The organism is Pseudomonas sp. MF6755 (assembly GCF_016405635.1).
GTDB lineage: Bacteria > Pseudomonadota > Gammaproteobacteria > Pseudomonadales > Pseudomonadaceae > Aquipseudomonas > Aquipseudomonas haemolytica.
The window spans coordinates 221,783-245,232 of the sequence record NZ_JAEKDA010000011.1 but is presented as its reverse complement, the minus strand read 5'-3'; the positions used below and the strand labels follow the sequence as shown (position 1 = coordinate 245,232).

At 55.1% G+C, this 23,450-nt stretch carries 24 protein-coding genes and 1 pseudogene; 11 read left to right on the top strand and 14 right to left on the bottom strand.

Annotated elements, in window-relative coordinates:
- Positions 1-561 precede the first annotated feature (561 nt).
- Positions 562-852: a hypothetical protein gene (locus tag JFT66_RS16980; protein WP_198859698.1), complete on the bottom strand. Its 291-nt coding sequence runs from the start codon at positions 850-852 to the stop codon at positions 562-564.
- Positions 849-1,667, bottom strand: coding sequence for an NAD(P)H-dependent oxidoreductase (locus tag JFT66_RS16975; protein ID WP_198859697.1), 819 nt, complete (start codon positions 1,665-1,667; stop codon positions 849-851). The genes JFT66_RS16980 and JFT66_RS16975 overlap by 4 nt, the downstream gene beginning before the upstream one ends.
- Before the next feature lie 54 nt (positions 1,668-1,721).
- On the opposite strand from JFT66_RS16975, the gene JFT66_RS16970 reads away from it, so the two are divergent.
- The 5 genes from JFT66_RS16970 to JFT66_RS16950 all read left to right on the top strand — a co-directional run bounded on the left by JFT66_RS16970 (position 1,722) and on the right by JFT66_RS16950 (position 6,268).
- The gene (locus JFT66_RS16970) at positions 1,722-2,678 is read left to right on the top strand and encodes a LysR family transcriptional regulator (protein ID WP_332875119.1); all 957 of its coding nucleotides are present in this window, start codon (positions 1,722-1,724) and stop codon (positions 2,676-2,678) included.
- Between the two features lie 336 nt (positions 2,679-3,014).
- Entirely contained in the window at positions 3,015-3,536 is a 522-nt protein-coding gene (locus JFT66_RS29820; protein ID WP_233097113.1) for a nuclear transport factor 2 family protein, read from the top strand.
- Between the two features lie 232 nt (positions 3,537-3,768).
- A complete protein-coding gene (locus tag JFT66_RS16960; protein WP_198859696.1) occupies positions 3,769-5,244 on the top strand; it encodes an aldehyde dehydrogenase family protein in 1,476 nt (491 codons plus the stop codon).
- A gap of 94 nt (positions 5,245-5,338) precedes the next feature.
- Positions 5,339-5,884 carry a hypothetical protein gene (locus tag JFT66_RS16955; RefSeq protein ID WP_198859695.1) on the top strand — a complete coding sequence of 182 codons (546 nt, stop codon included), beginning with the start codon at positions 5,339-5,341 and terminating at the stop codon, positions 5,882-5,884.
- Between the two features lie 123 nt (positions 5,885-6,007).
- Positions 6,008-6,268, top strand: a complete 261-nt coding sequence (locus JFT66_RS16950; RefSeq protein WP_198859694.1) for a nuclear transport factor 2 family protein — start codon at positions 6,008-6,010, stop codon at positions 6,266-6,268.
- Positions 6,269-6,429: 161 nt separating this feature from the next.
- Here JFT66_RS16950 and JFT66_RS30260 read toward each other — a convergent pair whose 3' ends face one another.
- The 7 genes and pseudogenes from JFT66_RS30260 to JFT66_RS16920 all read right to left on the bottom strand — a co-directional run bounded on the left by JFT66_RS30260 (position 6,430) and on the right by JFT66_RS16920 (position 12,795).
- On the bottom strand, positions 6,430-7,251 hold the full coding sequence (locus JFT66_RS30260) for a methyl-accepting chemotaxis protein (RefSeq protein ID WP_442963610.1): 822 nt from the start codon (positions 7,249-7,251) through the stop codon (positions 6,430-6,432).
- Between the two features lie 36 nt (positions 7,252-7,287).
- Positions 7,288-8,109 (bottom strand): annotated as a pseudogene (locus JFT66_RS30255) (cache domain-containing protein); the annotation flags it as partial.
- Between the two features lie 78 nt (positions 8,110-8,187).
- Positions 8,188-8,796 carry an SDR family NAD(P)-dependent oxidoreductase gene (locus JFT66_RS16940; RefSeq protein WP_198859692.1) on the bottom strand — a complete coding sequence of 203 codons (609 nt, stop codon included), beginning with the start codon at positions 8,794-8,796 and terminating at the stop codon, positions 8,188-8,190.
- A 157-nt stretch (positions 8,797-8,953) separates the two neighbouring features.
- A complete protein-coding gene (locus JFT66_RS16935) occupies positions 8,954-9,367 on the bottom strand; it encodes a nuclear transport factor 2 family protein (protein WP_198859691.1) in 414 nt (137 codons plus the stop codon).
- A gap of 261 nt (positions 9,368-9,628) precedes the next feature.
- Complete coding sequence (locus tag JFT66_RS16930) at positions 9,629-11,389, bottom strand: monovalent cation:proton antiporter-2 (CPA2) family protein (RefSeq protein ID WP_198859690.1); 1,761 nt, start codon at positions 11,387-11,389, stop codon at positions 9,629-9,631.
- A 187-nt stretch (positions 11,390-11,576) separates the two neighbouring features.
- On the bottom strand, positions 11,577-12,227 hold the full coding sequence (locus JFT66_RS16925) for a hydrolase (protein ID WP_198859689.1): 651 nt from the start codon (positions 12,225-12,227) through the stop codon (positions 11,577-11,579).
- Between the two features lie 166 nt (positions 12,228-12,393).
- Positions 12,394-12,795 (bottom strand): hypothetical protein, encoded by a 402-nt coding sequence (locus tag JFT66_RS16920; protein WP_198859688.1) that lies wholly within the window; start codon positions 12,793-12,795, stop codon positions 12,394-12,396.
- A 247-nt stretch (positions 12,796-13,042) separates the two neighbouring features.
- Here JFT66_RS16920 and JFT66_RS16915 point away from each other — a divergent pair, with 247 nt between their 5' ends.
- Positions 13,043-13,954 carry a LysR family transcriptional regulator gene (locus JFT66_RS16915; RefSeq protein ID WP_198859687.1) on the top strand — a complete coding sequence of 304 codons (912 nt, stop codon included), beginning with the start codon at positions 13,043-13,045 and terminating at the stop codon, positions 13,952-13,954.
- A 336-nt stretch (positions 13,955-14,290) separates the two neighbouring features.
- Here the strand turns inward: JFT66_RS16915 and JFT66_RS16910 are convergent, their stop codons facing one another.
- Positions 14,291-14,911, bottom strand: coding sequence for a glutathione S-transferase family protein (locus JFT66_RS16910; RefSeq protein ID WP_198859686.1), 621 nt, complete (start codon positions 14,909-14,911; stop codon positions 14,291-14,293).
- A 596-nt stretch (positions 14,912-15,507) separates the two neighbouring features.
- Here JFT66_RS16910 and JFT66_RS16905 point away from each other — a divergent pair.
- Both JFT66_RS16905 and JFT66_RS16900 read left to right on the top strand, forming a co-directional pair.
- Positions 15,508-16,626 carry a nucleoid-associated protein gene (locus JFT66_RS16905; RefSeq protein WP_198859685.1) on the top strand — a complete coding sequence of 373 codons (1,119 nt, stop codon included), beginning with the start codon at positions 15,508-15,510 and terminating at the stop codon, positions 16,624-16,626.
- Positions 16,627-16,631: 5 nt separating this feature from the next.
- Positions 16,632-17,924, top strand: coding sequence for a hypothetical protein (locus tag JFT66_RS16900; RefSeq protein ID WP_198859684.1), 1,293 nt, complete (start codon positions 16,632-16,634; stop codon positions 17,922-17,924).
- A 498-nt stretch (positions 17,925-18,422) separates the two neighbouring features.
- Here JFT66_RS16900 and JFT66_RS30250 read toward each other — a convergent pair whose 3' ends face one another.
- Positions 18,423-18,749, bottom strand: coding sequence for a helix-turn-helix domain-containing protein (locus JFT66_RS30250; RefSeq protein ID WP_198859683.1), 327 nt, complete (start codon positions 18,747-18,749; stop codon positions 18,423-18,425).
- A gap of 65 nt (positions 18,750-18,814) precedes the next feature.
- On the opposite strand from JFT66_RS30250, the gene JFT66_RS16890 reads away from it, so the two are divergent.
- From JFT66_RS16890 to JFT66_RS16880, 3 genes are read left to right on the top strand one after another with little or no spacing between them, the layout of a single operon-like run.
- Positions 18,815-19,105 (top strand): DUF4031 domain-containing protein, encoded by a 291-nt coding sequence (locus tag JFT66_RS16890; protein WP_198859682.1) that lies wholly within the window; start codon positions 18,815-18,817, stop codon positions 19,103-19,105.
- Between the two features lie 20 nt (positions 19,106-19,125).
- The gene (locus tag JFT66_RS16885) at positions 19,126-20,340 is read left to right on the top strand and encodes a nucleoside triphosphate pyrophosphohydrolase family protein (RefSeq protein WP_198859681.1); all 1,215 of its coding nucleotides are present in this window, start codon (positions 19,126-19,128) and stop codon (positions 20,338-20,340) included.
- Entirely contained in the window at positions 20,337-21,008 is a 672-nt protein-coding gene (locus tag JFT66_RS16880; protein ID WP_198859680.1) for a uracil-DNA glycosylase, read from the top strand. The genes JFT66_RS16885 and JFT66_RS16880 overlap by 4 nt, the downstream gene beginning before the upstream one ends.
- Here JFT66_RS16880 and JFT66_RS16875 read toward each other — a convergent pair whose 3' ends face one another.
- Genes JFT66_RS16875 through JFT66_RS16865 form a run of 3 tightly spaced genes read right to left on the bottom strand, consistent with a single transcriptional unit; the run spans position 21,009 to position 23,447 of the window.
- Positions 21,009-21,803: a hypothetical protein gene (locus JFT66_RS16875; protein ID WP_198859679.1), complete on the bottom strand. Its 795-nt coding sequence runs from the start codon at positions 21,801-21,803 to the stop codon at positions 21,009-21,011.
- Positions 21,781-22,431, bottom strand: a complete 651-nt coding sequence (locus JFT66_RS30090; RefSeq protein ID WP_198859678.1) for a C1 family peptidase — start codon at positions 22,429-22,431, stop codon at positions 21,781-21,783. Before JFT66_RS30090 ends, JFT66_RS16875 begins: the two co-directional genes overlap by 23 nt.
- A complete protein-coding gene (locus tag JFT66_RS16865; protein ID WP_198859677.1) occupies positions 22,428-23,447 on the bottom strand; it encodes an ImmA/IrrE family metallo-endopeptidase in 1,020 nt (339 codons plus the stop codon). The genes JFT66_RS30090 and JFT66_RS16865 overlap by 4 nt, the downstream gene beginning before the upstream one ends.
- Positions 23,448-23,450: the final 3 nt, after the last annotated feature.

The following is a 23,450-nucleotide window of genomic DNA, read 5'->3' as shown; positions in this document are numbered from 1 at the left end:
TAGCGTTGACGCTGGACTAGGCGTCTAGGACGCCACATCTCATAACCTGTTCGTTCCTGCCGCTCAGTCTGGGCTCCACCACGACGCGCTCGATGCCTACGGAAGCGCCGACAGCCCTGAACAAGGCCAAATGGCATCTCTGCTATCAAATTCTCGCTCGTTTATGAGTGATTGCACGAACTTGATCAGGCGATTGCATCGGACTCGCCCAGTATGTTGGGCGCCCTTGACCGGCCGAGGTGGCCCAAAGCGGACCAGAGTGTGTAAAAACGATTTTCGGCGGGATAGGCATCTAAAAGCGACCTTGAAATCGCGTCCCTACGCAGAATCTGTATCAGTTCACCTACCGATAAATTTCAGATTTAACGTAGAAGCGCACACTTCAATTTTGGCAAAGCTTTTTTACACACTCTGGACAGTCGCGGCTGGCGGCTTTTGGCCGAAAGCAGCCGCTCATGACAGACTGCTTTCGGCCAAAAGCGGCCATGCTGCGAGCAAATCTTGCTGCAGCATGCATCGCTGTTCAAGCGGGGTTGAACACTAATCTCCGCTGATCGTTAATTAAGAGGAAACGAGTTTCTCGTAGTCCGAGAATGGCTTGAGCGCGCAATATTGCACGTGTAGCAGATTCTCTTTGACGTAAGGCAGCGCCTCGATGTACTCACGAGCCTCTTCGAAGGTGGCGGACTCTAATTCGAACGCTGCACCGGGACCCGCGGCCAGCCCATGGACTGCGCGAACAATACCGTCAGCGAAGCCTTGCCAAACGTGCAATACCTCCGGCTTCGCCAGTCGCTTGAATTCCTCGGCCGGTCCATCAGCACGGCGAGTCAAAATCACGAAGGTTTTCATGACACCTCCTCCGTTTCCAGCTGCTGCCGCTGGGCTGTTGTGCCGTTGGCAACGTGCGCCATTATGCCGGTCTGGCCGACGGCCACATGCGGTTTAAGTTCGTTACTGGGGGTGTAGTCCCCTCCGTTTTGGGGCCGGAAAGGTATTGCCGTGTCTGTGAACAAATCCTCAAGACGTCTGCGCCAAGCCTCTTTGGCTGCGATAGCACCTGTGGCGGTCAAGTTGCCAGTGCCATATATGGCGAACGTAGGTAGCACATCAAATCCCGGGAAGTAGAGCGAGCCGTGCGTGATCGGGAACAGCAACTGCTCAAGTGGGCCGTTGATACCGCGTGGTGAGTAGTCTGCAGCGGGGCCGCCGACAGCGACTGACAACATGGCCCGCTTTCCCTTGAAGGCACCGTCACCATAGCGATAGGCGTTGCCCGCGTCCTTGTAACCGTGGGCGAGTCCGGCTGCCCAAACGCGATCTATCCATCCCTTCATGATGGCCGGCATGCCGTACCACCACAGTGGAAACTGGAAGATGACAGCATCTGCCGCTAACACCTTCTCTTGCTCTGCCGCCACGTCAGGGCTTTGGCGGCTATGACGATAGGCGTGGGCGGACTCTGCGCCGAACGACAGCCGCTGAAGGTTGGCCCGCTCGGGAAAGTCGTGCTCGTCGAACGTCGCTTTCCAGCCCATGGCGTATAGGTCGGATTGCAGGACCTCGTGCCCTTGCGCAGTCAGGCATTCAACAGACACATCCACCAGTTGCCGCGTCAGCGACGAAGGCTCGGGATGGGCATAGATGATCAGTACTTTTTTCGACATGAATGACGGCTCCGCTGTGATGTCGGAGGGAGTGTCGCGGGGCTCGGACAACCTGTGAAATCGCAAAATTTTCCTGCTAGCATCAGCCCGATGGATACCAGACGCCTTGATCTCAATCTGCTTGTGACACTGGAGGCCCTTCTCATCGAGCAGAACGTGACCAGGGCGGCTGCTCGTCTGCATCTGAGCCAGCCAGCGGTCAGTGCACAGTTGAGCCGCCTGCGCGATGTCTTCAACGACCCTCTTCTGGTTCCCGCGCAGCGTGGAATGACACCCACTGTCAAAGCCTTGGAGCTGCTCGTCCCGCTTCGCCAGGCACTCGACCAGGTAAGGGCCACCGTCACTACTCACCTGAATTTCGAGCCCGCGACGACGAACTTGACGGTATCAATCGCCTGCACGGATTACGTGCAGGCTGCCTTGATCAAACACCTCGTTGTCGCCATGCGACGCGAAGCGCCGGGTGTCCGTATCGCACTGCGCATCCTGGACGTACCACAACTGGAGCTGCAGATGACCCGCGGCGAGGTGGATCTGGCCGTGATCAACATGAACGGGGCTCCACCTGCACTGCGCTCGCAACACCTCTATGACGAGAGTTACGTGCTGATTGGGCGCCGTGGGCATCCAAGCCTGCGCGCGGACCTGACTGTGGATGAGTTCGCGCAGCTGGAGCATGTCGTGGTGTCGCTACGTGGCGGAGGCTTCTCTACCTCGGTGGATAACGCCTTGGTAGCGCGGGGGCTGCGGCGTAACGTGGTGCTGTCAGCGTCGTCATTCCTTCCAGTACCGGAGTTGGTCGCTCAGTCGGATTGTGTGGCCCTGGTTCCACGTCGTCTCGTAGAGGGGCGTGGCGAGCAGCTGCTGTGCGTAGCCCCTCCATTGCCGGTGGAAGGTTTTGCGATTGGCATGTTTTGGCATGAACGGTCGGGTGGGCACGCTGGCTTCAAATGGGTGCGTGAGTTCATCGCTCTCGTGGCCGATTCTCGCGCGTCTCTGGTAACAGGGTAGAACCCCTTTGCGTCAGCGAAGGCGACGACTGATTGATTCAGCGCCGCCTTCTTTCCTCAAGTGAGGGGAACGCTTGGCGCGCGATTCGGATGGCTATTTCGAAGCGATTCTTCCCGCTGACGCGCTGCGCGGGCCTCTGCGCGTGGTCCGACCAAAGCCAGCCCTTCCCCACATTCGCAAGTGTTCTCCTCCGGAGAACCCTGTGTTCGCGCCACATCAGGCGACGCGAGGAGCTCGGCTTGTTAGGTTGGCTGCCGTCCTGTCGCACCACAGAATTCAATGACAGCGCTCTACTTCTACGAATCAAAAACATCAGTTAAAAAACGGAGAGCATATATGACCCCCCTTAAAATCGCGGCACAGTCGACCAGTGAAGCGCAGTCTGCTGCCTCACTTTCGGTTGTCATGGAGTTCCTGGCCAACACTGCGCCCGATAAAGTCGAAGCAGCTGCACTGAAGCTGGCGGCTCCAGATGCCACGTATGTTTCTCTCAACTTCGACAATCCGGAACTCAGAGAAATCATGCCGTGGACCGGCACAAACAAAGGCCCCAAAGCCTTCAGTTCATTGTTCTTGCAAGTTTCGAATTACTGGAAGATCGAAGACTTCACCATCACCACCAAAATCGCCTCCGGCGAAGATGTCGCAATTTTCGGTAAATTCACCTACCGGTCCGTGGCGATCGACCGCGTGATCACGTCTCCGTTTTCCATCCTTGCCAAAGTCCATGACGGAAAAATGACTTACTTCCAGTTCATGGAAGATACCTACGCTACTGCCAGCTCGTTTCGCCAGTCTGGTTCCTGGACCGTGAAGACATCAACGGGCGCTGCCCCTGCCAACGTGGGCGCGAAGTAACGGGCTCACGCTCAAGAGTGAACCACTCCTCTCTTGCCGGCAGACGGCTCCCCAAGTGGAAGAGCGCAGCATCACAAGCAACTTTCTTCAGGCGCATCCGCCTCCAGGGTTTCGATGCGCCGCTTTCTCAATGCCGGCACCAACCAGAGCGACGTTATGTTCGCCGAACCGATCGCTGCCCGGATATGAGGGCGGCCAATAATTCGAACCGACAAAAACGTAGGAGTTAGCGATGAATATTGATACCCCGCACACGTCCCGACATGCATTGAATTGGGTCGGCGGCGAGTGGGTTGGGTCGGACACGATCCGTGGATCCATCAATCCGGCTACTTATGAGGTTATCGGTACCTATGCCGAAGGCGGTATTGAAACCGCTGAAGCGGCCGTCGTCGCGGCGACACGCGCAATGCGTGAGACCGATTGGGTACACGACCGCAAGCTGCGCGCGCGCGTGCTCGACGACCTAGCAGACGCGTTCGAACGCAATCGGGACGAGCTAATCAAAATCCTCTGCACCGAAAACGGCAAGGTTAAACGCGAGGCCAGCTTCGAAGTCGATCTTTGCATACCGTCGCTGCGGTATTTTGCCGGCATCGTGCGCACGGAAGCCGGACGGGTCGTGGACTCGAAACCGGGCAGAATCGCGATGATGCTTCGCCAGCCGATGGGCGTGGCGGGGATCATCGTGCCTTGGAATTCACCGATTATCTTGACGGTACGTTCGCTGGCACCCGCTCTGGCAGCCGGCTGCGCGGTGGTCGTCAAAGTGCCGGGCAAGAGCGCGCAAATCGCCACCACCCTGTCCAAGATATTCGCCAACGTAACGGAGCTACCGCGCGGGGTGATCAACGTATTTACCGACGAGACCGGCGAGGGCGCCAAGCATCTCGTCGCCTCGCCCGAGGTGCCGGTGATCAGCTTCACGGGTAGCACCGGGACCGGCAAGGCGATCGCGCTGAGCGCTGCACCGCATTTCAAGCGCGTTGGCTTGGAGCTCGGTGGCAAGACTCCATCGATCGTGTTCGACGATACCGATCTTGATCTCGCGCTGCCCATACTTGAAAAGTCAGTGACGACGTTTGCGGGTCAGTTTTGCGTGACCGGCCAGCGCGTGATCGTGCAGGAAGGAATCGCCGACGAGTTCCGAAAACGCTTTGCCGAGAGGCTACGTGCTGTAAAGGTCGGGCCTGCGACGGACCTGACGAGCGACATGGGCCCAATGATCGACCGTGAGAACGTCGAGCGCGTCGATAAAGTGGTCGAGCGCGCCATTGCCGAAGGAGCGGAGGTTGTGGTGCGAGGTGGTCCGGTTACCGAAGGCCCATTGTCGAAAGGCGCGTTCTTTCGCCCCACCCTGTTGGAGGTGAGCGACCCGAAGATGGCGATCATCCAGGAAGAGACGTTCGGGCCGGTCGTCACCTTGCAGCGCTTCACCACCGAAAAGGAAGCGGTGGCTTTGGCCAACGACAGCATTTATGGCTTGGGAGCCAGCATCTGGACGCGCGATATCGCCAAGGCGCTGCGCATCGCGCCCAGGATCGAAGCGGGCATGGTCTGGATCAATGAATGGAGCGCACTTGGCGAAGACACCGAGGAAGGCGGTTGCAAACATTCTGGGCTTGGCCGCCTGAACGGCGCCACGGCGGTCGACGACTTCACGGAGATCAGAACCATCACGCTCACCCCAGGACTCATGGACGTCTAAATGTCGCGTGATAGTGATGACGTGGGCACTGCCTATGCCTGGGATCGCGGTGCAATTGCACAAGCGGCCATGCAACTAGCAAAGAATAATGAGCATGTCTGAAATGGCGGGTATCGTAGTCAGCCACATCATTCGTCCGGTCCACGAACTGGCATTTGTTGAATGGGCGAAAAGAATGGACGACAGCGTCCGGCTAGCGGCCGGCTTTCGCTCACTTATTCGACTTGATCAAAGCCCTGCGATATCCCACACGGTTGTGCAGTTCGACTCCCAGCAACAACTCGACAGTTGGCTGGCTTCAGACGTATTCCTGCTGTTGCGCGCGGAGGGGGTAGATTACTCGTTAAGGACGAGCCAGCCGCAAGTCGGCCAAACGGGTGTCTTCAGCATTCCAGGACCGACCAGCATGCCCAGATGGAAGCAGGCCGCCGCGACCTGGCTCGGAGTCTATCCAACGCTTGTCGCAGTGAATGTGCTCATGGTGCGCCCCCTTGCGGATTCAGTGAACTGGCTCGTGCTCCTGACGGGCAGCTCGATAGTACTAGCGGTAATCCTGACCTGGGTGATTCTGCCGCGCGTTCATCGAGCGCTGCGCCCCTGGATGTTTGCAGCGTCGGGCAAACACGTGAAACGCCGCTAATTACGGCCGGCCGGACGCGGGTAAAAGTCAGTCGATGGGGCTTCGATCAAGCTGCTAGCCCGCAACCAAACGCTTGGCAAACAGTCGAACTCATTTCACAGTTGTTCGCTGCTAGAGCTACTCATGCAAAACAACAAGAGCATTCTGAAAACGGCCAATGAGGCCATTGCTATCGAAGACATCGAAATACTTCTTACTTTCTGCGATGACAATATCCACTGGCTGACAGTGGGAGAAGACGCCATCGTGGGAAAGAAGGCAGTCCGCCGATGGATGAAAAAAGAGTATGTTCATCCTCCACGTTTCTCCGTCACAAATATGGTGGCCGAGGGTGACCTGGCTGGTCGCTATCGGGGAGATCGAAGCCGAAGGCTCCGATGGTGAAATGGCCACGTATACCTACAGCGATGTCTGGCGCTTTCGCAATGGCAAGATGGTCGAACTTCGGGCATTCATAGTCGTCGCGTAACCTTCACGTGAGTGGCTCCAGATGCCCTGACTCGGCTGACTCAGGGCCCGCGACCGAGTCGGCCAGCAAACCCAGGCTAAACCTTGAACTGCCGCACCATGGCATTAAGGTTTTCGCTTAGCGAGGCGAGCGAGCGGGCAGTCTCGGCGCCCTGGCGGGTTTCCTGCGCGACGCCTTCAACCACCACGGCAATTTGATGCACGCTGCGGTTTACCTCTTCGGACACAGCGGTCTGCTCCTCAGCCGCGCTGGCAATCTGCGTGTTCATCAAGTTGATGGTCGAAATCAGCTCGGCGATGGCATTGAGTGAAACGGTGGCCCTGCCGGCGGCCTCGCTAGTGCTACTGCCCGCCTCGCTGGAGCGGCGCATGGCCATAACGGTATTGGCAGTGCCCTGCTGCAGGCGGTCGATCATTCCTTGAATTTCTTGGGTGCTGCGCTGAGTCTTGCTCGCCAACGCGCGGACTTCGTCGGCGACCACTGCAAAACCTCGTCCCGCCTCGCCAGCGCGAGCCGCTTCGATAGCGGCATTCAACGCCAGCAGATTGGTTTGTTCGGCAATCGAGCGAATCACACTGAGGACACTGACTATCGAATGCACGTCATCTTGCAGCTGATTAAGAGCGCCTTCGCTATGGCGCAAGTCGCTTACCAAGGCATGAATGCTTTGTACGCTGAGGGAGACGATCTGCGTGGCAGCCTTGCCTTCGCTGTCGGCCTGATTGGCGGCCGTCGCCGCCCCTTGAGCATTTTGCGCAACCTCATGAGCAGCGGCTGACATCTGGTTGATTGCAGCCGCTACCTGATCAGTCTCGTGACGCTGTTTGTCGGTCGCCTCTTCGCTGCGTGCCGCCTGATCGGCAACCGCTCCAACCAATTGATTGAGCTGCGTGGTCATCCCTATAACGTGAGAGACCAACAACTGAATCTTGCCGACAAAGCGATTGAAGGACTCCGCTAATGCACCCAGTTCATCGTCGCCCGATACCGGTAGGCGCTTGGTCAAATCACCATCACCGGAGGCAATTTCATCGAGCTGGCTTTTGATCAGATGTAACGGCTGCACCAAGGTCCGGGCGGTCCATGCGGCGATCAACGCAATGACCAAGAACAAGCCCACCCCCACGCCGAGCATCAGCTCAATAAGCAGGGCGCTGCGTGCGTTCGATGAGCCCGCAAGTACCTGCACTTCCTGTTCGATATCGTCCATGTTCACCGAGGTGCCATAGGCCATATCCCACTTCGCCAAGTAGAACGCATAGCCGATTTTGGGAACGCTCTTGTCGCTCCCGGGCGTGGGGAAACTGTACTCAACGAAATGGCTGTCATCCTTGGCGGCACGGACGAGTTCATTGATGGCATAGACGCCGTTGACGTCGTGTATCTCTTTAAAGCTTTCGCCAATTTTAGCGTCCTTGTCGGCCCAGAAGATGCGCACAGAATTAGAGTCGTAGCCATAGAAGTAACCTTCTTTGCCGAAGCCCATTTTGCGCAGTATCGCGACCGCTTGTTCGCGGGCATGCGTGTCACCTTCGGCCGAGGCTGCATAGATTGGAGCAATTACGCTTTGCGCGACCTGGACAAGGTTTTCTAACGAGGCGCGTCGATCAGCGATCAGCATCTCGCGGGTGTCTTTCACCTGAGCCTCGGTAGCGCGATGCAATATCACGACCGCGAGGGTGCTTAGCAGAGCGGCCAACAGCAGCACTGGAATCACGCTCAGCAGCACGACCTTTGTGCGGATGGTCAAACGCATTTTGTTTCTCCTATGTACCGCGGGCGACCGGAATCAAAGCAGTGCGCAATGAGCGGCCGGTTATTTATCAGGCGTACCCTAGGGGCCACTCTGCTGAGTGAGCAGATCGCGCAGCGTGTGGGAAGCGACATAGGCAGGTGACACAACGTTTACCAGCACACCTTGGGGGGCAAATGTTCTCGCCAGCCCTTTCGTAAGGGCGCTTTGTGCGCATTTGGCCGAGGCGTATTCGGCGGTTACGCCTTCGGGATGAGCATCACTATCCGATGTGATGTTGATGATCCTCCCCCACCCCCGCTCTGCCATCCGTGGCGCCAATGCGTTGATAAGCCGAATGAACTCCCAGGTTTCGGTCCAGACACCATCAGGAATTTCGCCATACGGCCGCACGGGCCAACTGGTCGACGACCGCAGAACATCGGCAATGTTGACAACGATGTCGATGGCTCCGAGATTCGCCTGTGTGGCCTCTATGGCATGGGCTAGACCTTCAGCAGTCGTAATGTCGCAGCTGATTGCGAAAGCACCGTCTCCAAGATCAGCAGCGATCTTTTTCAGCCGGTCCTTGCCACGAGCAAGAAGAGCTACCTTGGCACCCGCATGGTGAAGCACCCGCGCTACCCCCTCGCCTATCACCTCGTCACCACCCGACACCAATGCGACCCGACCCTTAAGTTGCGTATCCATTCGTCCTCCTAAGATTGAGTTGCTGACTCAGCGTGTTTCAGCACCTGTGTCTGCCGCATGGCTGATTCGGTAAACGCTCATCCACAGGCTTTTCAGCGGATATCCAGAGTCGAACCCCGTAGCCTTCTACGTTGCTCGCCGTCATCAAAACCTGTACCTACAGGCTGTAACCAACGTGGCTCTGAAAACGTATGTCAGGCGAGATAGGATCGACAAAGACAAACAGTGATTCGATACGGCCGTTCTTGAAGTGAGCAATATCCATTCCTGTGACAGCGGCAGGCCCCTCTCGCGGACCGCAAGTCCAACTCAGGCGACCCAAGCCGTTATGGCCGACTGCAGGCCCTTTCGCCCGAAAAACAAAGCCCCGCGGAAGGCTGGCGAGTAGTTCGGCAATGGCGTCAGAAATCGCATGCTGCCCCTTCGCACGGGTATGAGGCTCGTTCAAAACCGCGTTTTTCGCGTAGATAATTCGAATAGCCTTGATACGCCGATTTTCATCGTGTTCGCCAAACACATGCTTGAGGTTGGCTTGCATCAAGCCGTCATAGTCAATTGGGGTTTCGGTCATCGTTGAATCCTTGCGCCTGTGTCGCAGCGAGACGCGACTCATGGCTATATGCGTTGGTTAGAGTGTCGGGGCGGGTGGATCAGATCGGCTGCAGATCTTTCAGAAAAATAGAGCGACGCCAGGTGTTCAGGAGTCTGGGCAACCCCTAGTGCCTCGCTGTAAACAACGAACGGCGCCTCAATGAAGTGGGCTCGCCTTAATTCTTTCTTGGCGATATTGATCGAGCTGCGGGAATTGGACCGTACGCTCGACGTCAGCCCCTCAATGAGTCGGCCCAACCGCTGACTTGGCGTTCAGAAGATCCGCGCCCGCGTAAATCCCTTCGGCAAGTTGAAGCTCAAAGCGCTGCTCGTCGCGGCGGCGGAATTCCAGAATCATTTCTTCAACTGCGAGCTCGGACATACCGAGTGCCGCAAGCGCATGCTCGCCCAGCATCACGGCAGACTCGAAGGTTTCACGAATTTGAAAATCGACTTCTTGCCCTGCAAGAACGAGGCTGTGGTCGCGGTCGATCGAACGCACCATCAACTTGGTCATTGGAAAATGCTCGCGACAGAGGTCGACGATTTTCAGCGTTGCGTTGGCATCATCGACGCAGACGCAAATCAACTCAGTCCGGCTCGCGCCAGCGGCTTTCAAAATGTCGAGTCGACTGCCGTCGCCGTAGTAGATTTTCATGCCATAGCGCTCAGCCGCGTTTATGGCGTCGACACGATGATCAATCATCGTCAGGCCGACGCCACGGCTCAGCAGAATCTGCGAAATGACTTGCCCGAATCGGCCGAAGCCGATGATCAACGCATTGCCGTTAGCAGTCGAAAAGTCCCCTGCTCCGGGCTTGTTAATGCCTGGGGCAGAACAACGGTTGGCGAGCCCGAACACGAGCGGAGTGAGCGCCAAAGAGAAAGTAACAACTGCCGTCAGGATCGCTGCATTGTCCGCCGGTAGGATACGCCCCATTGCGGCAGCTGCGAACAGAACGAAGGCAAATTCTCCGCCTTGCGACAGGACGGTGCCAATCTTCAGCGCGTCTCGCCAGCCCGATCCTGTCGCGCGCGCCAACCCGACGATCAGTGCGCACTTGACGGTCATCAGTGCCACTACCGTACCGGCGATGACAAATGCGTTAGATGCCACCAGGCTCACATTGATGCCCATGCCGACAGCGATAAAAAACAGTCCCAACAGAAGGCCGCGGAAAGGCTCGATGTTGGCTTCGAGTTCATGCCGAAAACGCGACTCTGCCAGCAAGACGCCAGCGAGGAATGCGCCCATTGGCATCGATAGCCCCGCAGCTTGCATCAGCGCGGCTGCTCCGAGCACCACGAGAAGCGCAGCGGCGGTCATGATCTCGCCCGCGCCCGACCTTGCCAGCATCTTGAATAGGGGGTTTAGCGCATATTTGCCCACCACCACGACGAACGCTACCGCAGCGACCATGACGAGACTGGCGAGCCATCCCGACACGCCGCCCCCCTCTGGCGATACTGGCGAGAGTATTGTGATCAGGGCAAGTAGCGGGACAATCGCCAGGTCCTGCAAAAGAAGGATGGAAAATGCGCGCTGACCATAAGGTGAAGCCAGTTCGTTGCGCTCCTCCATCAGCGGCACCGCGAATGCGGTTGAAGACAAGCCCAAGCCAGCTCCCGCGATTACCGCCGCCTGCCAGTTGAGACCTGCAAGCATGGCGAGGCCTGCCAATACCCCCCCGCACAGGACCACCTGGCAAAGCCCAAGGCCCGCGATGTCCCTGCGCATCGCCCATAGGCGGCTCGGCTTAAGCTCGAGGCCAATGATGAAGAGAAGCAGGACGACGCCCAGCTCGGCTAGCGTCAACACGGAAGCGGGATCGTCGATCAGGCCAAGTCCCGAGGGCCCGACGGCCAGGCCGGCTACTAGGTACCCGATCACGGCTCCCAGTTTCAACAGGCGCGAGAGCGGAACGGCGAGAACGGCTGCGCCCAAAAAAACAAGCGGAGTCACCAGGCTGAGACCGTGACTCGCGGTTTCCGGCTCAATCATGGACGCGCACTCGGGACATCAATGACGCTTACGCCATTGATGTAAGAATTCGGTAGGCGGATTTCGTGCTCCGCCCTGGCGCTGACTGTGTGGCCGACGCTGCTGAATGATTTGCTCATTGGCTGTCTCTTCGTGGCTGGGTTGCGGCGGCGGTAACTACCGCCGCAACCCACCCTTTGAAAGGGGTTTACCGAGCCTGGGCGGGACCTGCAGCTGCGGCTTTCTCTGGGTTGACCCCGTCGAAGCTTTCGAAGACATCCATGAAGCCAGGGACGGTCGCCTTGCGAGCCCAGTCTCGCTGGAATTCGCAGAACAACTGAACGCGACTGGTCATCTTGCCACCCGCCTGCTCGATACGACGCAGCCCTGCCTCGTGTGCAGCGACCGACGTTCCGCCCACGGCATCTACAGGAACGTACACTTCATAGCCTTCCAAAAGAGCATCGAGCGCGGGGAACGCTAGACACACTTCAGTCCACAGCGCCGTAACAATGAGCTTGCGGCGCCCGAGCGCTTTAACGGCCTGCTTGAATTCGACGTCTTCCCAAGCGTTGACCGTGGTCCGGTCATAGGTCGGAACGTCACCAATGAGGTCCTGCAATTGCTGAATCGGCGGTTTGTTAAGGCCGGTCGAAACGTTCACCGTCGAGTGGATAATCGGCACGCCGTAGTTGACTGCCGCCTTCGCAATGGCCGCGATGTTAAACACGAGTTCCTCAGGCCGCATCGAACGAATCGAGGAGACTTGGAGCGGCTGGTAATCGATGATGAGCAGCGCCGAGTTTTCAGGCGTGAGGAGATGGTCAGCGTGGGGGTTGCGGATCGTTTCACTTGTCATGGATAGATATCCTTATGGGTTGAAATTGAAATCAGCTCAGGCCGAGAAAGCTTCAGACGAAGTCGGTCCAGCTCGACCTCAGATGTCGCGCGTTTCGACGCAAAGGTGATAGGTGATGCTTGATCGCCGGGCAGATCGGTACATTCAAATGGGAGGTGTCATTGGGTTACCCGGCTCGGCGCAGCGCCAGGCTCGACAGGAAGAGCCCCACGAGCCAGAACAGCGGGCCTGCGAGGCCTGGCCACATCGGGACATAACCAGGAATCAGCACGTAGAAGATGAAACCCAAATCGACTACGCTGATGACCACGAGGTTTATCCACCAGCCACGGACGTCATTGCGCCAGTTCAAAGCCACTGCAACGACGAGCGCGATAACCGAGAGCCAAAGCAGGTTCCAGGCGTCCTGCAGAACCCGCCCGCGCGGCATGCCTTCAGCCATGGATTGGCCAAGCTGATAGACGCTCCAGGCCGCATTGAAGTGAAGCAGCGCCCAGATCACGTAAGCCACAGCGCCCACTTGGGCAAGCCGAGAAGAGGCTCTGGTTGCGGCGTTCGATTTCGGCATGACGCCCCCTGGTTTAGATTGTTGTTTTGAGATTTTCGACGCAGACCTGATTGGTCACGCTGTTCACAAACCATCTGCTGAATGGCGAGTCGGCCGGATAAACATCCTGCTCATCTGCGCAATGAAACTACGGCCAAACTACGTCAGTTAGGGTTTTCGAAAAACCACCATCGCGAGCACTATCTGTTCTTCCTTCGCGAACCATTTTTGGGTTGATTACGCTACTTACCGCCTTCACTATTTGCGCATGGCCGACCGATTTGAAGATATGCGGGTATTTGTTGCTGTCGTCTCCGCCGGCGGCTTTGCTGCGGGCGCGGAACGTCTTGGCGTGGTGAAGTCGGCAGTGAGTCGCCGTGTCCGCGACCTGGAAGACAGGCTAGGCGCCAGGCTATTTGACCGGACAACGCGCCGCGTCCAGCTCACCGAAGCGGGCCGCGATTTCCATGCTCGGGCCGTCGAGGTGCTAGCGGGGCTCGAACAAGCGGAAGAAGCGGCTTCGAGCGCTAGCAAGGAATTGAAGGGGCGAATCCGTATTGCTGCTCCGGTCTCGTTCACAGCGCACTGCCTGGCTCCGGCAGTCGGGCGGTTTCTGGAACGGCATCCTGCCGTTTCGCTCTCGATCGACACCGACGACCGCACGGTCGATCTGATACACCACGGTTTCGATCTCGCGATCCGCATCGCGCGGTTACCCGATTCGTCATTAGTGGCGCGGCGGCTGGTTACCATTCGGCACGTGTGTGTTGCCAGCCCAGTGCTACTTGAACGCCTGGGGACGCCACAAATGCCGGATGAGCTTTCGCGCTTTCCTGGTGTGACTTACTCGAACGTCGACGAAGCTGGTTATTGGAAATTCACCGGCGACGCTGTGCCATCTGTAACCAGTCGCCTCGACTTCGCCAACGGCGACGCCATTCGCGAAGCGGCCATCGCTGGGCTTGGGGTGGCGGTACTTCCAACCTTCATTGCACACGAGGCCATCCGGCGCGGAGAGCTTTCGATCGTGCTTGAAAAGCATATGCGGCCGCCGATTGCCATGTACGCGGTACACCCGTCGATGCGAAACCAAACCGCACGAGCGCGCGCGTTCATCGACTTTTTGGTCGACCACTTTGGCGGCGAGCCGTTTTGGGATAAGGGCCTGTTTAGTGACTAAAGCGCGTTGGACGAGGCGATATCGGAGCACTCTTTAAACTGGACGGTGAGGCCTTGCTCTCGCTCGCGGCTCATAGCCTCGGGTGAGACCACAAGTGTGAAGCTGCAGCACTGGCCTCCACCGCCTTACCCGAAATCCCTAACCAGGCGCTGATTGCGGTAACCAGCTTTCGATGGTCCACACGATCAGCACTAGGTAATTGCTCATCCGCACGAGTGCCTGAGTTTCGCCCGCTATCTTGCTTGAGGCGAGGCTGGTGCTCCAACGCGCGACAATCGCTCAACTACCATAGGGGAAAGGGACATCGGTTTGGGGGCGCGCAAGCCACCTCACTTCCTAGATCAATCCCTCGTCGCGCATTGCCTGTTTCACGCCAACATCTGCAAGCATCCGCTCATGATGCGCCTTCACTCCGGGCCAACTTGCCAATCCGCCTGGTAGCATGAGGGATGCCCAGCGAATCATAGGCACCGAATAGGCGTCGACGTAGGTTCGACTGTTTCCGACGATGTACGTACGGTTAAGAAGATGCGCGTCAAGTAGATCCAGCCGCTTGCGAACCAGTGAGGTTCCCGCCGCACGCACATTCGCAAGAGAGGTCTCATCGTCCGCTGTCGTGTAGCGCTGCGGCATGAACACAGGAAAGAAAGCAGGGTGGACATCGCCTGTGAAGAAAGCGGACCAACGCCCAAGTTGAGCCTGGCCGAGCGGCGTCTCATTCCCTGCCAATGCTGCCGCTGGGTGGGTATGTGCCAGATAGGCGAGAATTGCTGAGCATTGCGTCAGCACATTACCGTCACCGGCATCCAGCGCCGGAACCTGGCCGGCGGGGTTAAGCTTTTGATACTCGGCATCGGCATAGCTCACTTGAACCGCACTGTAGGGCTTACCCACCCACTCGAGCATGATATGTACCGACAGCGAGCAGGCGCCGGGCGAATAGTAGAGCGTGTTCATTGAAATATCCTTGGGTTGACAGCAAAGGCGGCCAAACTACCAAGCCGAGCTCCTCGCGTCGTCTGAGTTACCGCGAAAACAGGGTTCTTCAATTGAGAACCGTTGGACTTTTAAAGATGGGTAAATGTTTAGATGAGGGACCGTAAATACCAAGCAGGATCTATGGGCCGCTCTTGGCCGTTTTCTGTCTTTCACGAAGGGCAGCTTTGGGTCGATTGTAGCCGGTCGCGAAAGACCGGAACCGGCCAAAAGCTGTTCTCCACACCTCATAATTCTGACGAGTTGCTTCGTCTATTTCGACCGGCAAAAGTTGTCCGTAGCGAGTAGCTATTTTTGCATTTCGCTCCGCCCGCATTGGGTCGAGCATCCCTGAGAAAGCCCTTTGAATTCATGAGCTAACCGCATATCCGAATCTACGGCTGATGTTGCCTTCTGTCGAAAAGCACAGGATGGGCAGTTGCACCTCCGGCTGTGCATGCATACAGTTACCACAAGGCTTAAATGTGAGATTGAAAACAATCAGCTTGAGGCACATTGCTATCATGAGGTAGATTCGGCGGCTTAACTAGGTATTTGTCGCAGACAAGGAAGTGTATATGGACGTAAAGGTAAACTTCGCGGTTGTTCATGAGTTAATCAAAGAACAATTTAAGGATATTCAAAAATCCGACATTCGCGAGGTCGTGCTCAAGAAAGATAAGCCGGCTGTAAATAAGCTTATAATTGGTGCTACGTCTATTTACGGCAAGAAGAATAATGCTACTCACTACGGAATATTTGCGAAAAAGACCGCGAGCGATTTTCCTAAAGACTTTGATGCCTATTCAAAGATCGATATTTCGGAAAAATCCTTTTTGGAGATTACTGAATCGGCAATGGTCGAACTTTTCGCCGCTGCGAAAAAAACAACGGCATCTTCTGGTGGTTATATTTTGTTTGTGGATTACGAGAATGGCCAAGGGCGGTTCTTGTTGATCGCAATGCTTAAAAAACGTGATGGTTTAAGGTTGAACGAAAACCTCGAGCCTGAAGAGTTAATTGAGCTAGATCTGAGCAGCCTGTATCACGCAGCTCGCATTAACTTCAACAAATATATTGAGCATGCTGCAGCAGATGATGAAGCTAAACAGGAGCTAAACTACCTCAGCTTTTTAAGTCAAAGCGCAGGTCGGTCTGCTGCTGGTTATTTTGTGACGGCACTTGGATGTGCGGTGGGCACCGCTTCAGCAGCGGCCACAAAAAACCTAATTCTTGAGAGTGTAAAGTTTTTCAGGGAGCGTCCCAATCTCCGTAACAAGCGAATTCAGTTCAAGGATGATGTTCTGAGGTACTTGGAGCGCCAACGAGATTCAGGACAGTCTGTGAAACTGTCGGAAGTGGAGGCCATCGCTCGTCAATTCTTTCCTGCGGAGATGGAAGGTGAGGCTGATGATTTGGCAAGTGAGTTTATTGGGCATCTAAATAGTGAGGCAGTAGGAATTCCAGTAGAATTCCCTATTAGTAAAGCCACTCTTGATAAGTACACCCATGTGGTCTACAAGGCAGACAATTGGCAGCTAAAGTTTGATCGCAACTCTTTAGGTGAGGGGGTCGATGCTGAAATTCGCTTTGTTGAAAAAGATCGCAAGTTAATAATCAACAACCTTTCTGAAAGTGCTATCGAAGTTATACGTCAAGCTATTGCAGATAAGCGAGACTTAGCCGAGCTAGAGTAAACGACATGGTGGATGTGCTTATATTTGCCCAGGCGTACAGGTCGCTTGGACGTCCTGTGCTCGCGACGGGCAACGCTTTTGATTTCAGGACGTCTTGTTTTGATCCTAAAATAAACACTGCAATTGAAGCGCTGGAAATTTCTAAGACTGGGCGATTTGACGAATTAGTTATTGATGGACATGATATCAATTCGTCTATTATTGAGCTCCATAAGCAGTGGTCCTCAATTGAGCTTACGTTCGCACTTGATACTTCAGGAGCGGTGCCGATTTTCAAAAACCTTGATCAGCTTATGGCTCGTTCAAAAAGTTTTGTGCGCGCGCGACTCCCAGAAGTCTTCTACCTTCTGGAAGAAGATATTCTTTCCTCAGAGGAACCGCTTGATCAACGAATAATAACTCTCCAGGCATTATGTCGACTTATTGTTTACTTGGCCGATCTGGCTCACTTTCATGATGAAAAGGAGTCCAGCGATGAATACAAACTAGTATTTGTTGCAGAAGATGTTGCCAAAGGCGAACGCGCCATAACACTTTATCCTTATTTGGATAGCGAGCTTCTAACTTTTGAGGTTGGCACAGACCTAGTCGATAGTCTTCAGATGAATAGCTTGGATAAGAGTCCGCATCTCTTCAAGGAACGGTCGATTTTTCGTGCGACTTTGATTGAGTATTTGTCTGGGTATCAGGGAGGAAAAGAGCGATTTAAAGCTCTAGTTGCCACTTGGTCGCAATTTTTGAGTTTGTATGGGAACAATCTTTCTACGTATCTTAGCGGCTTCTCTTTTCACAAGGCAAAACAAGAAGTGGCTACCGCGCAGCTAACCATCGCTGATCAGATGTCAAAGGTAGTCAGTGATATTAGTGGGAAAATACTTAGCGTCCCAATTTCGTTGATTGCTGTTATTGCAATTTCAAAAGCTGATAATGCTTTAGAGAGCTCGATTTTAGTTTTGGGGATTTTAATAGCTTCTGCCTTATTGGCGGAAACACTAGCTGCTCAAAAATTGCAATATGACCGAATCAAACACTCCCGCCTCATTTTATTTTCATCCCATCAACAAAAACTAAGTCAATATCCGACAGATCTTCGTAACTATATAGATGAGTCTGTGATTGCTCTAGTGGCGAATGAGGCGAAGCTCAAGCGCTCAATAATGATGCTGCGGTGTCTTTCATGGCTTCCCGCGATGATTGCAACAAGCGTGCATGCATATATTTACCGATATGAGCTGAGCGAGGGAGTGATGATGATTACTAATTTTGGATGCGAGTTCCTTCATCTATTTTGCGCTTAGCTTTATACTTCTTCTTATATTTTTGTGCGACTAGATTTTGAATTTTAAAAAAAGATACTACACGTCAATTTTGCATTAGCAAAAATTACGAGTCTAATTTTCGTCTGCGGCTTGTCATTTTTATGCTAATAATAAAATTTATGTATTCCAATAATTGTTGAGAATTCACCGTGCTATTCCACTCTTTAAATCCAGTATCCAAATGAGCACAGCTTGGTTTAGTAAGTGTCGTTGAGTGACTCTGAGTTTTTATAAGCGATGACCGCTTCTAGCCGACTTCTGCCGGTCATAGTGCGTTCCATGCGCTGTTCAAATTCGATGCACACAACTGGTCAATGGCAATGCAAACGGATGGTCAAGTGGAGTACGATCTTCCGATTTCCCCATCAATGGCTATCCAGATAAGGGGCCTATTCCCTCAAACATTTACGCCATTAAAAGCTGATAGCGCATCAAGATCTCCAAGCGTCCCTGGATCGTAAGCACTCACCCAGGGCTTTACGTGACATTCCTACCTTCTAACGCCATTTCAACCCCATCCAAAAAATGGCGTATAACCCCTTCGCTCTCCGGCCAGGCCCGAATCAACGCTTGAACCTTGTCCATCACGCTTTCGGAGCAAGCAGGCTTACCATCGTGCGCGGGCAAAATGTGCAAAAAATTGCAAACTATTAGCAAATTCTTACTCATCAACTTGCAGCCGCCACGTTCCATTTTGGATATCTGGGTGTAATGCACTCCAGTACTTTTCTGCACGGAAGCCAAGGTAAGACCTCTCTGCTTACGTATTGTCTTAATGCTTTTTCCGAGCTCTGATACGTTCATTTCAATTGATTTTTTGCTAAAATTGTGCAAAATATTTGCACAATTTTTGATTGAAGGCGAGCGCCATGGCAGTCTATGTTGACGCAGAAGGAATCAAGTGGCGCGGGCGAGAATGGAGCCATCTGGTTGCCGATTCGCTGAATGAGCTGCATGCCTTTGCCGACAAGCTAGGGTTGCGGCGCAGCTGGTTCCAATCCAAGACCCTCTATCCGCACTACGATGTCACCAAGTCAGTCAGGACGCGGGCGTTGGCCATGGGTGCTCATGGGGCTGACAGAGAAAAAATTGTCAGTTGCGCAAGGCAGATGCGATCCGAGATGATTCAGGCTCATCGAGATGCCATCTGCGGCATCTGACCGTTGGAAAGGGACCTTCCATGCCAGTACCGACACCGCAGCTACCTTCACTATCAATTCCTCAATATCGTCTGAAAGCCGGCGGCACAAATCAGTTTCAGACCGATGAAAGTGGGTACCAGAAACTGAAGTTTGGCTATTTCGGTGAAGTGGGCGGCCTGCTTTCAGCGGTCAAAAAAGTTGGCCGCGACCGGCTGGCAGCTACCGTTAGCGAGTTGGCTGCCGAGGAGCTAGGAGATGCGCTGTGGTATCTGATCAACATCGCTGCTGCCGTTGATGTCGGCCCGGACATGATAGGCGCCAGTTGCATTGCCTACCTACGCTCCCACTATGGCGAGAGCGAGCTGGACCCCACTCTGCCGGTGACCTTTCGTCACATCGACAGTCTCATGGAGATGCGCAGAAGCCCGGACAATGTCGATCGTTCCGTCCAGCTCGCCAGACTGGCCAACCGTGCAGGCGCCTTAGCAGAGGTGTCGTTTACTTCCATGTGGGCAATGTCTCCCCCGGCGCGCGCACAGCATTTGGGAATCCATCTAGCCGAGTTGGCCATTGCCTGTGCCAGTTTCGACCTGAGACTTGAGGACGTAGCGCGCAGCAACATCGAAAAAATCCTCAGCCGGTGGCCCGACGACGAAGCCGTTTATCTTCCACCGTTTGATTTTAAATGCCCTGAGCATGAACAATTTCCCGCCGAATTGGCGATAGAGTTCAATGAGCGGGGCACTCCGGAGAACGGCTATGTCGTACAGAGCCTCCGGGGAGTATTCATCGGTGATCGACTCACGGACAACAGTAACGAGCCGGACGACTACCGCTTCCACGACGTATTCCACTTGGCCTACGTTGCGTTCTTGGGCTGGTCACCGGTGCTGCGGTCGCTGCTCAAACGCAAGCGCAAATCTGATCCGAAGAAGGACGAGAACGAAGACGGTGCCCGCGCAATGATCATCGAAGAAGGCATCGCGACCTGGATCTTCAACCATGCCAAGAGCCGCAAGTTTTATATCGATGCCAAGCCAGGAGCTTTGGATTACAGCGTGTTAAAACAGATTGAAAGCATGGTCGAAGGCTACGAGGTTGAGGCATGCAAGTTGTGGCAGTGGGAGAAAGCAATCCTCACTGGGTTTCAGGTTTTTCGAGAATTGCAGAAACATCGGTGCGGCACCGTACATGTCAACGTGCATGCGCACACTATGCACTTTGAACCTTTAGAGAAGAAAGAACAGCCATGACCCCTACCGCCTTTGTAAACGCCCTGTCTGAGCTGAAGTTGGACAACGTCTTCAATCCCTACGCTGACAAATGCCCCGTCCACGACCGTAGCGATGCCGTCGCCGCACGTAGGCGCAATCTGCGGGGCTACTTGAAGGCTGCGACTGACATCGGCGTCGACACGATCTGGATGGGACGAGATCTGGGATACCGCGGCGGACGGCGGACCGGGCTTGCCTTGACCGACGAATTCCACCTGCCGGAAATGATGCAGCGCTATCCCGGCTCCAACTTCACGCAGACGACAGTGGGGCCGGCATTAGTCGAGCGCACGGCATCCGAGATCTGGTCGGTACTTAGGTCGCTTGCGCTACCCCCATTGCTTTGGAACGTCTTCCCGTTTCATCCCCACGAACCAGGCAACCCCTTTACCAATCGCAAGTTTACCGCCCGTGAACTGCAGAAGGTCGACATGTTAAACGAGACTCTCATTAAGTGGCTGGGCGTGCGCCGAGTCGTCGCCATAGGCGGTGATGCCTACAACTACGCGAGTCGGTTCGATGTAGAAGTGGTCGCCATCCGACACCCCAGCTACGGTGGCGTCAGGGACTTCCGTAACGGGATGAGCGCCTTGTACAACATCCCTGTTGAGACATTCAGTTCGAACCGCCAGGCCTCACTGTTCTAATCACGGAAATGCGGCAAGCATTTGCTTAGCGGCTTTTGCCCCGCCAAGCGTTTCCACGTCCAGAAATGCGTGAGTAGCTATACACGTCAAAGCCCCACGTTCGAATCCGGACTCATCGCTCACAAACTTATGCAGGTTACTCAAACCGAGCAGATTGCCAAGGGCCCTCTGCCCATACCAGTGAGATCGATACACTGCCGTCAGATCCAGCTTTTCGCCAGTGACCTTGAAACTGAGATGGCTCAAGCACGGCATGTTCATCGGCTTGTTCCGATCAGAAGCAGGATCGTACAACGGCAATTCAAAGCCGAATCCATCGTCTTCAATGTCGTATTCGATATCCACCACACCCAACTCGTAGACCGCCTGAAAGCTGCGCCCAGTCTTTGAGGCCTGAAGCTTGCGCACGATTACTTCCAGCGGATTAAAGATTGTCTGACCGTCTCGACTGACCCTGTGCATCATCCTGTAGGCGTAGGTCCCCCACGTTCCAGCTTTCATCCCGCGAGCCATCGCGTTCAGGTAAGTCTCGTAGAACGCAGGGCGCCCATCACGGCGATATATCTCGTTCGGGAAAATAGTCCCCGCTACCGTCTGCACGCTGAGACCAGGCCAGCGGTGCCGTATCGCAGCATCAACGGCCCCAATGACATTTCTGTCCTGTGCATCCAGGAGTCCGGGCGAAGCGATCTCCAGCACCAGGTTTCGGGCGGTGTAATCCGGACAGGTCGTTAAATGGCGGGCCGCGGCCAGCCAAGCGGATACCACTCGGTCATGCTGAATCAGGACTGCCATGTTCCACTCCAAATGCGCAGGTCGCATGCATAGCGATATATGCAGCCGGTATCCAGGCGTGACCATTATGGCCCCAGGCCTCTCCCCAGCTGTTACGGATCAAAAACCAGATTTCACCGCGAGCGTCATGCCCCAAGCCGACAGTCACCACTGCATGCTGCATCGCTCCGGGCAGGATCGAGTGAGTGAACGGGACCATCCCATCGACAGGCGAATAGAATTCATAGGTAAGCCGAAGAGCCAAACCCACAGGCACGCCCATGCGCAGATTGTCGATCATCTCGTCAACGTCGGGATGAAAGAAGTGGATTGGGCGGCCAAACAAATCAAGCGCATCAGGCAGCATCTCCAGCGGGACGACTGGCTCATCTGCCTGATAAGAATAGTGGGCTTCCAAGGCATGACCGGCCTGTGAAGCTTCAGCCACCGCAGTGAGCTGAACCCCGTCGCCGGGCTTCCAACCTGGAATCCGACGGATCGTCGCGCGGTAAAAGTACTCGGGGCCAAGCTCATCATCAGCAAAGCGACGATTCAGATCGGTCACGGCGAAGGCCACGCACGTCGGTCGATTGCCCTGATTTCTCGCCTTGACCGGAATGCTATCGGTGAGGCATTCGGTTGTTATCACGACCCCGCAACCTCCTGAATCAGGGCACACTTAGACTCGCGAGAAAGCCCCTCGGCCATAGGCTCGAAATGGGCTTTTGAGTTAAATGAGGCATCCCCGTTCTGCTTGCCCAGCCATGGTCGAACTTCGCACAACGTAACAGGATGAGGTTGCTCGGCATCCACCTGATTCGCGCGAAGCACATAATCCAATGTGGAATCGGCACCGAATACCACGGCTCCCGGGTCCGCAGGACGTGCGGATTCTAATGGGGCCAAGGTGAAGCCCTGATCGGCCAAATGGGCTATAGAATCAGCTTTCCAGAGGTAGCCAGCCGACGCATGGCTCTTGAGCCGCACCACAAGATGGTCGTCAGGTCGAGGTTCAAGGACCGAGGATTGATCCGCTTCGTCAAACAACCAGACATCTTTAGAGGCATCCGGTAGCTGCCCTTGCAGGAGCGACTGCTTGATGGAAGCCGGCTGTACTTTCAGCAACCCCTGAACAACGTCATAGGCGAGGATTTTATGGCGGACCAGAGACCAAGCCGCGGCAGAATAACTGACGCCTAATCTGAGGGACATCTGGTAGAGCACATGGGGATTGGTCAACGATGCCTTGTCCCAGCCCTTGCGCTTGCAAATGATGCCCAGAAGCGGCCGCGGGACAAGCAGGTGATAGCCGAAGGTTTCTGCTTCCTGCTCCATTACTTCAGCTTGGCCGCCGTAATCAATGGTCTCATCCAGCGCGCTTTGATGCCCCATGAAGTAATGCCCTAATTCATGGGCGCAGGTCATGTGGATCAAGCCGGCAGAGCGAGCCGAGTTGACCAAAATCCCAGGACAATCCTCACGCACGAACGCGCCGAGGAGTTTTTCCATAGGCCGTAGCAAAACTGAGATCCCTTCTCCTGCTGCAATGCGAAAAGGATCAATGCGTGTATAGCCGTCTTGTTCAATGCGCTCCATGGCGCGAGATGATGCGAAGACCTCGGCAGCCACTTTGGCGGTCGCCATCGCAATGTCGCGTACGGCCATGAC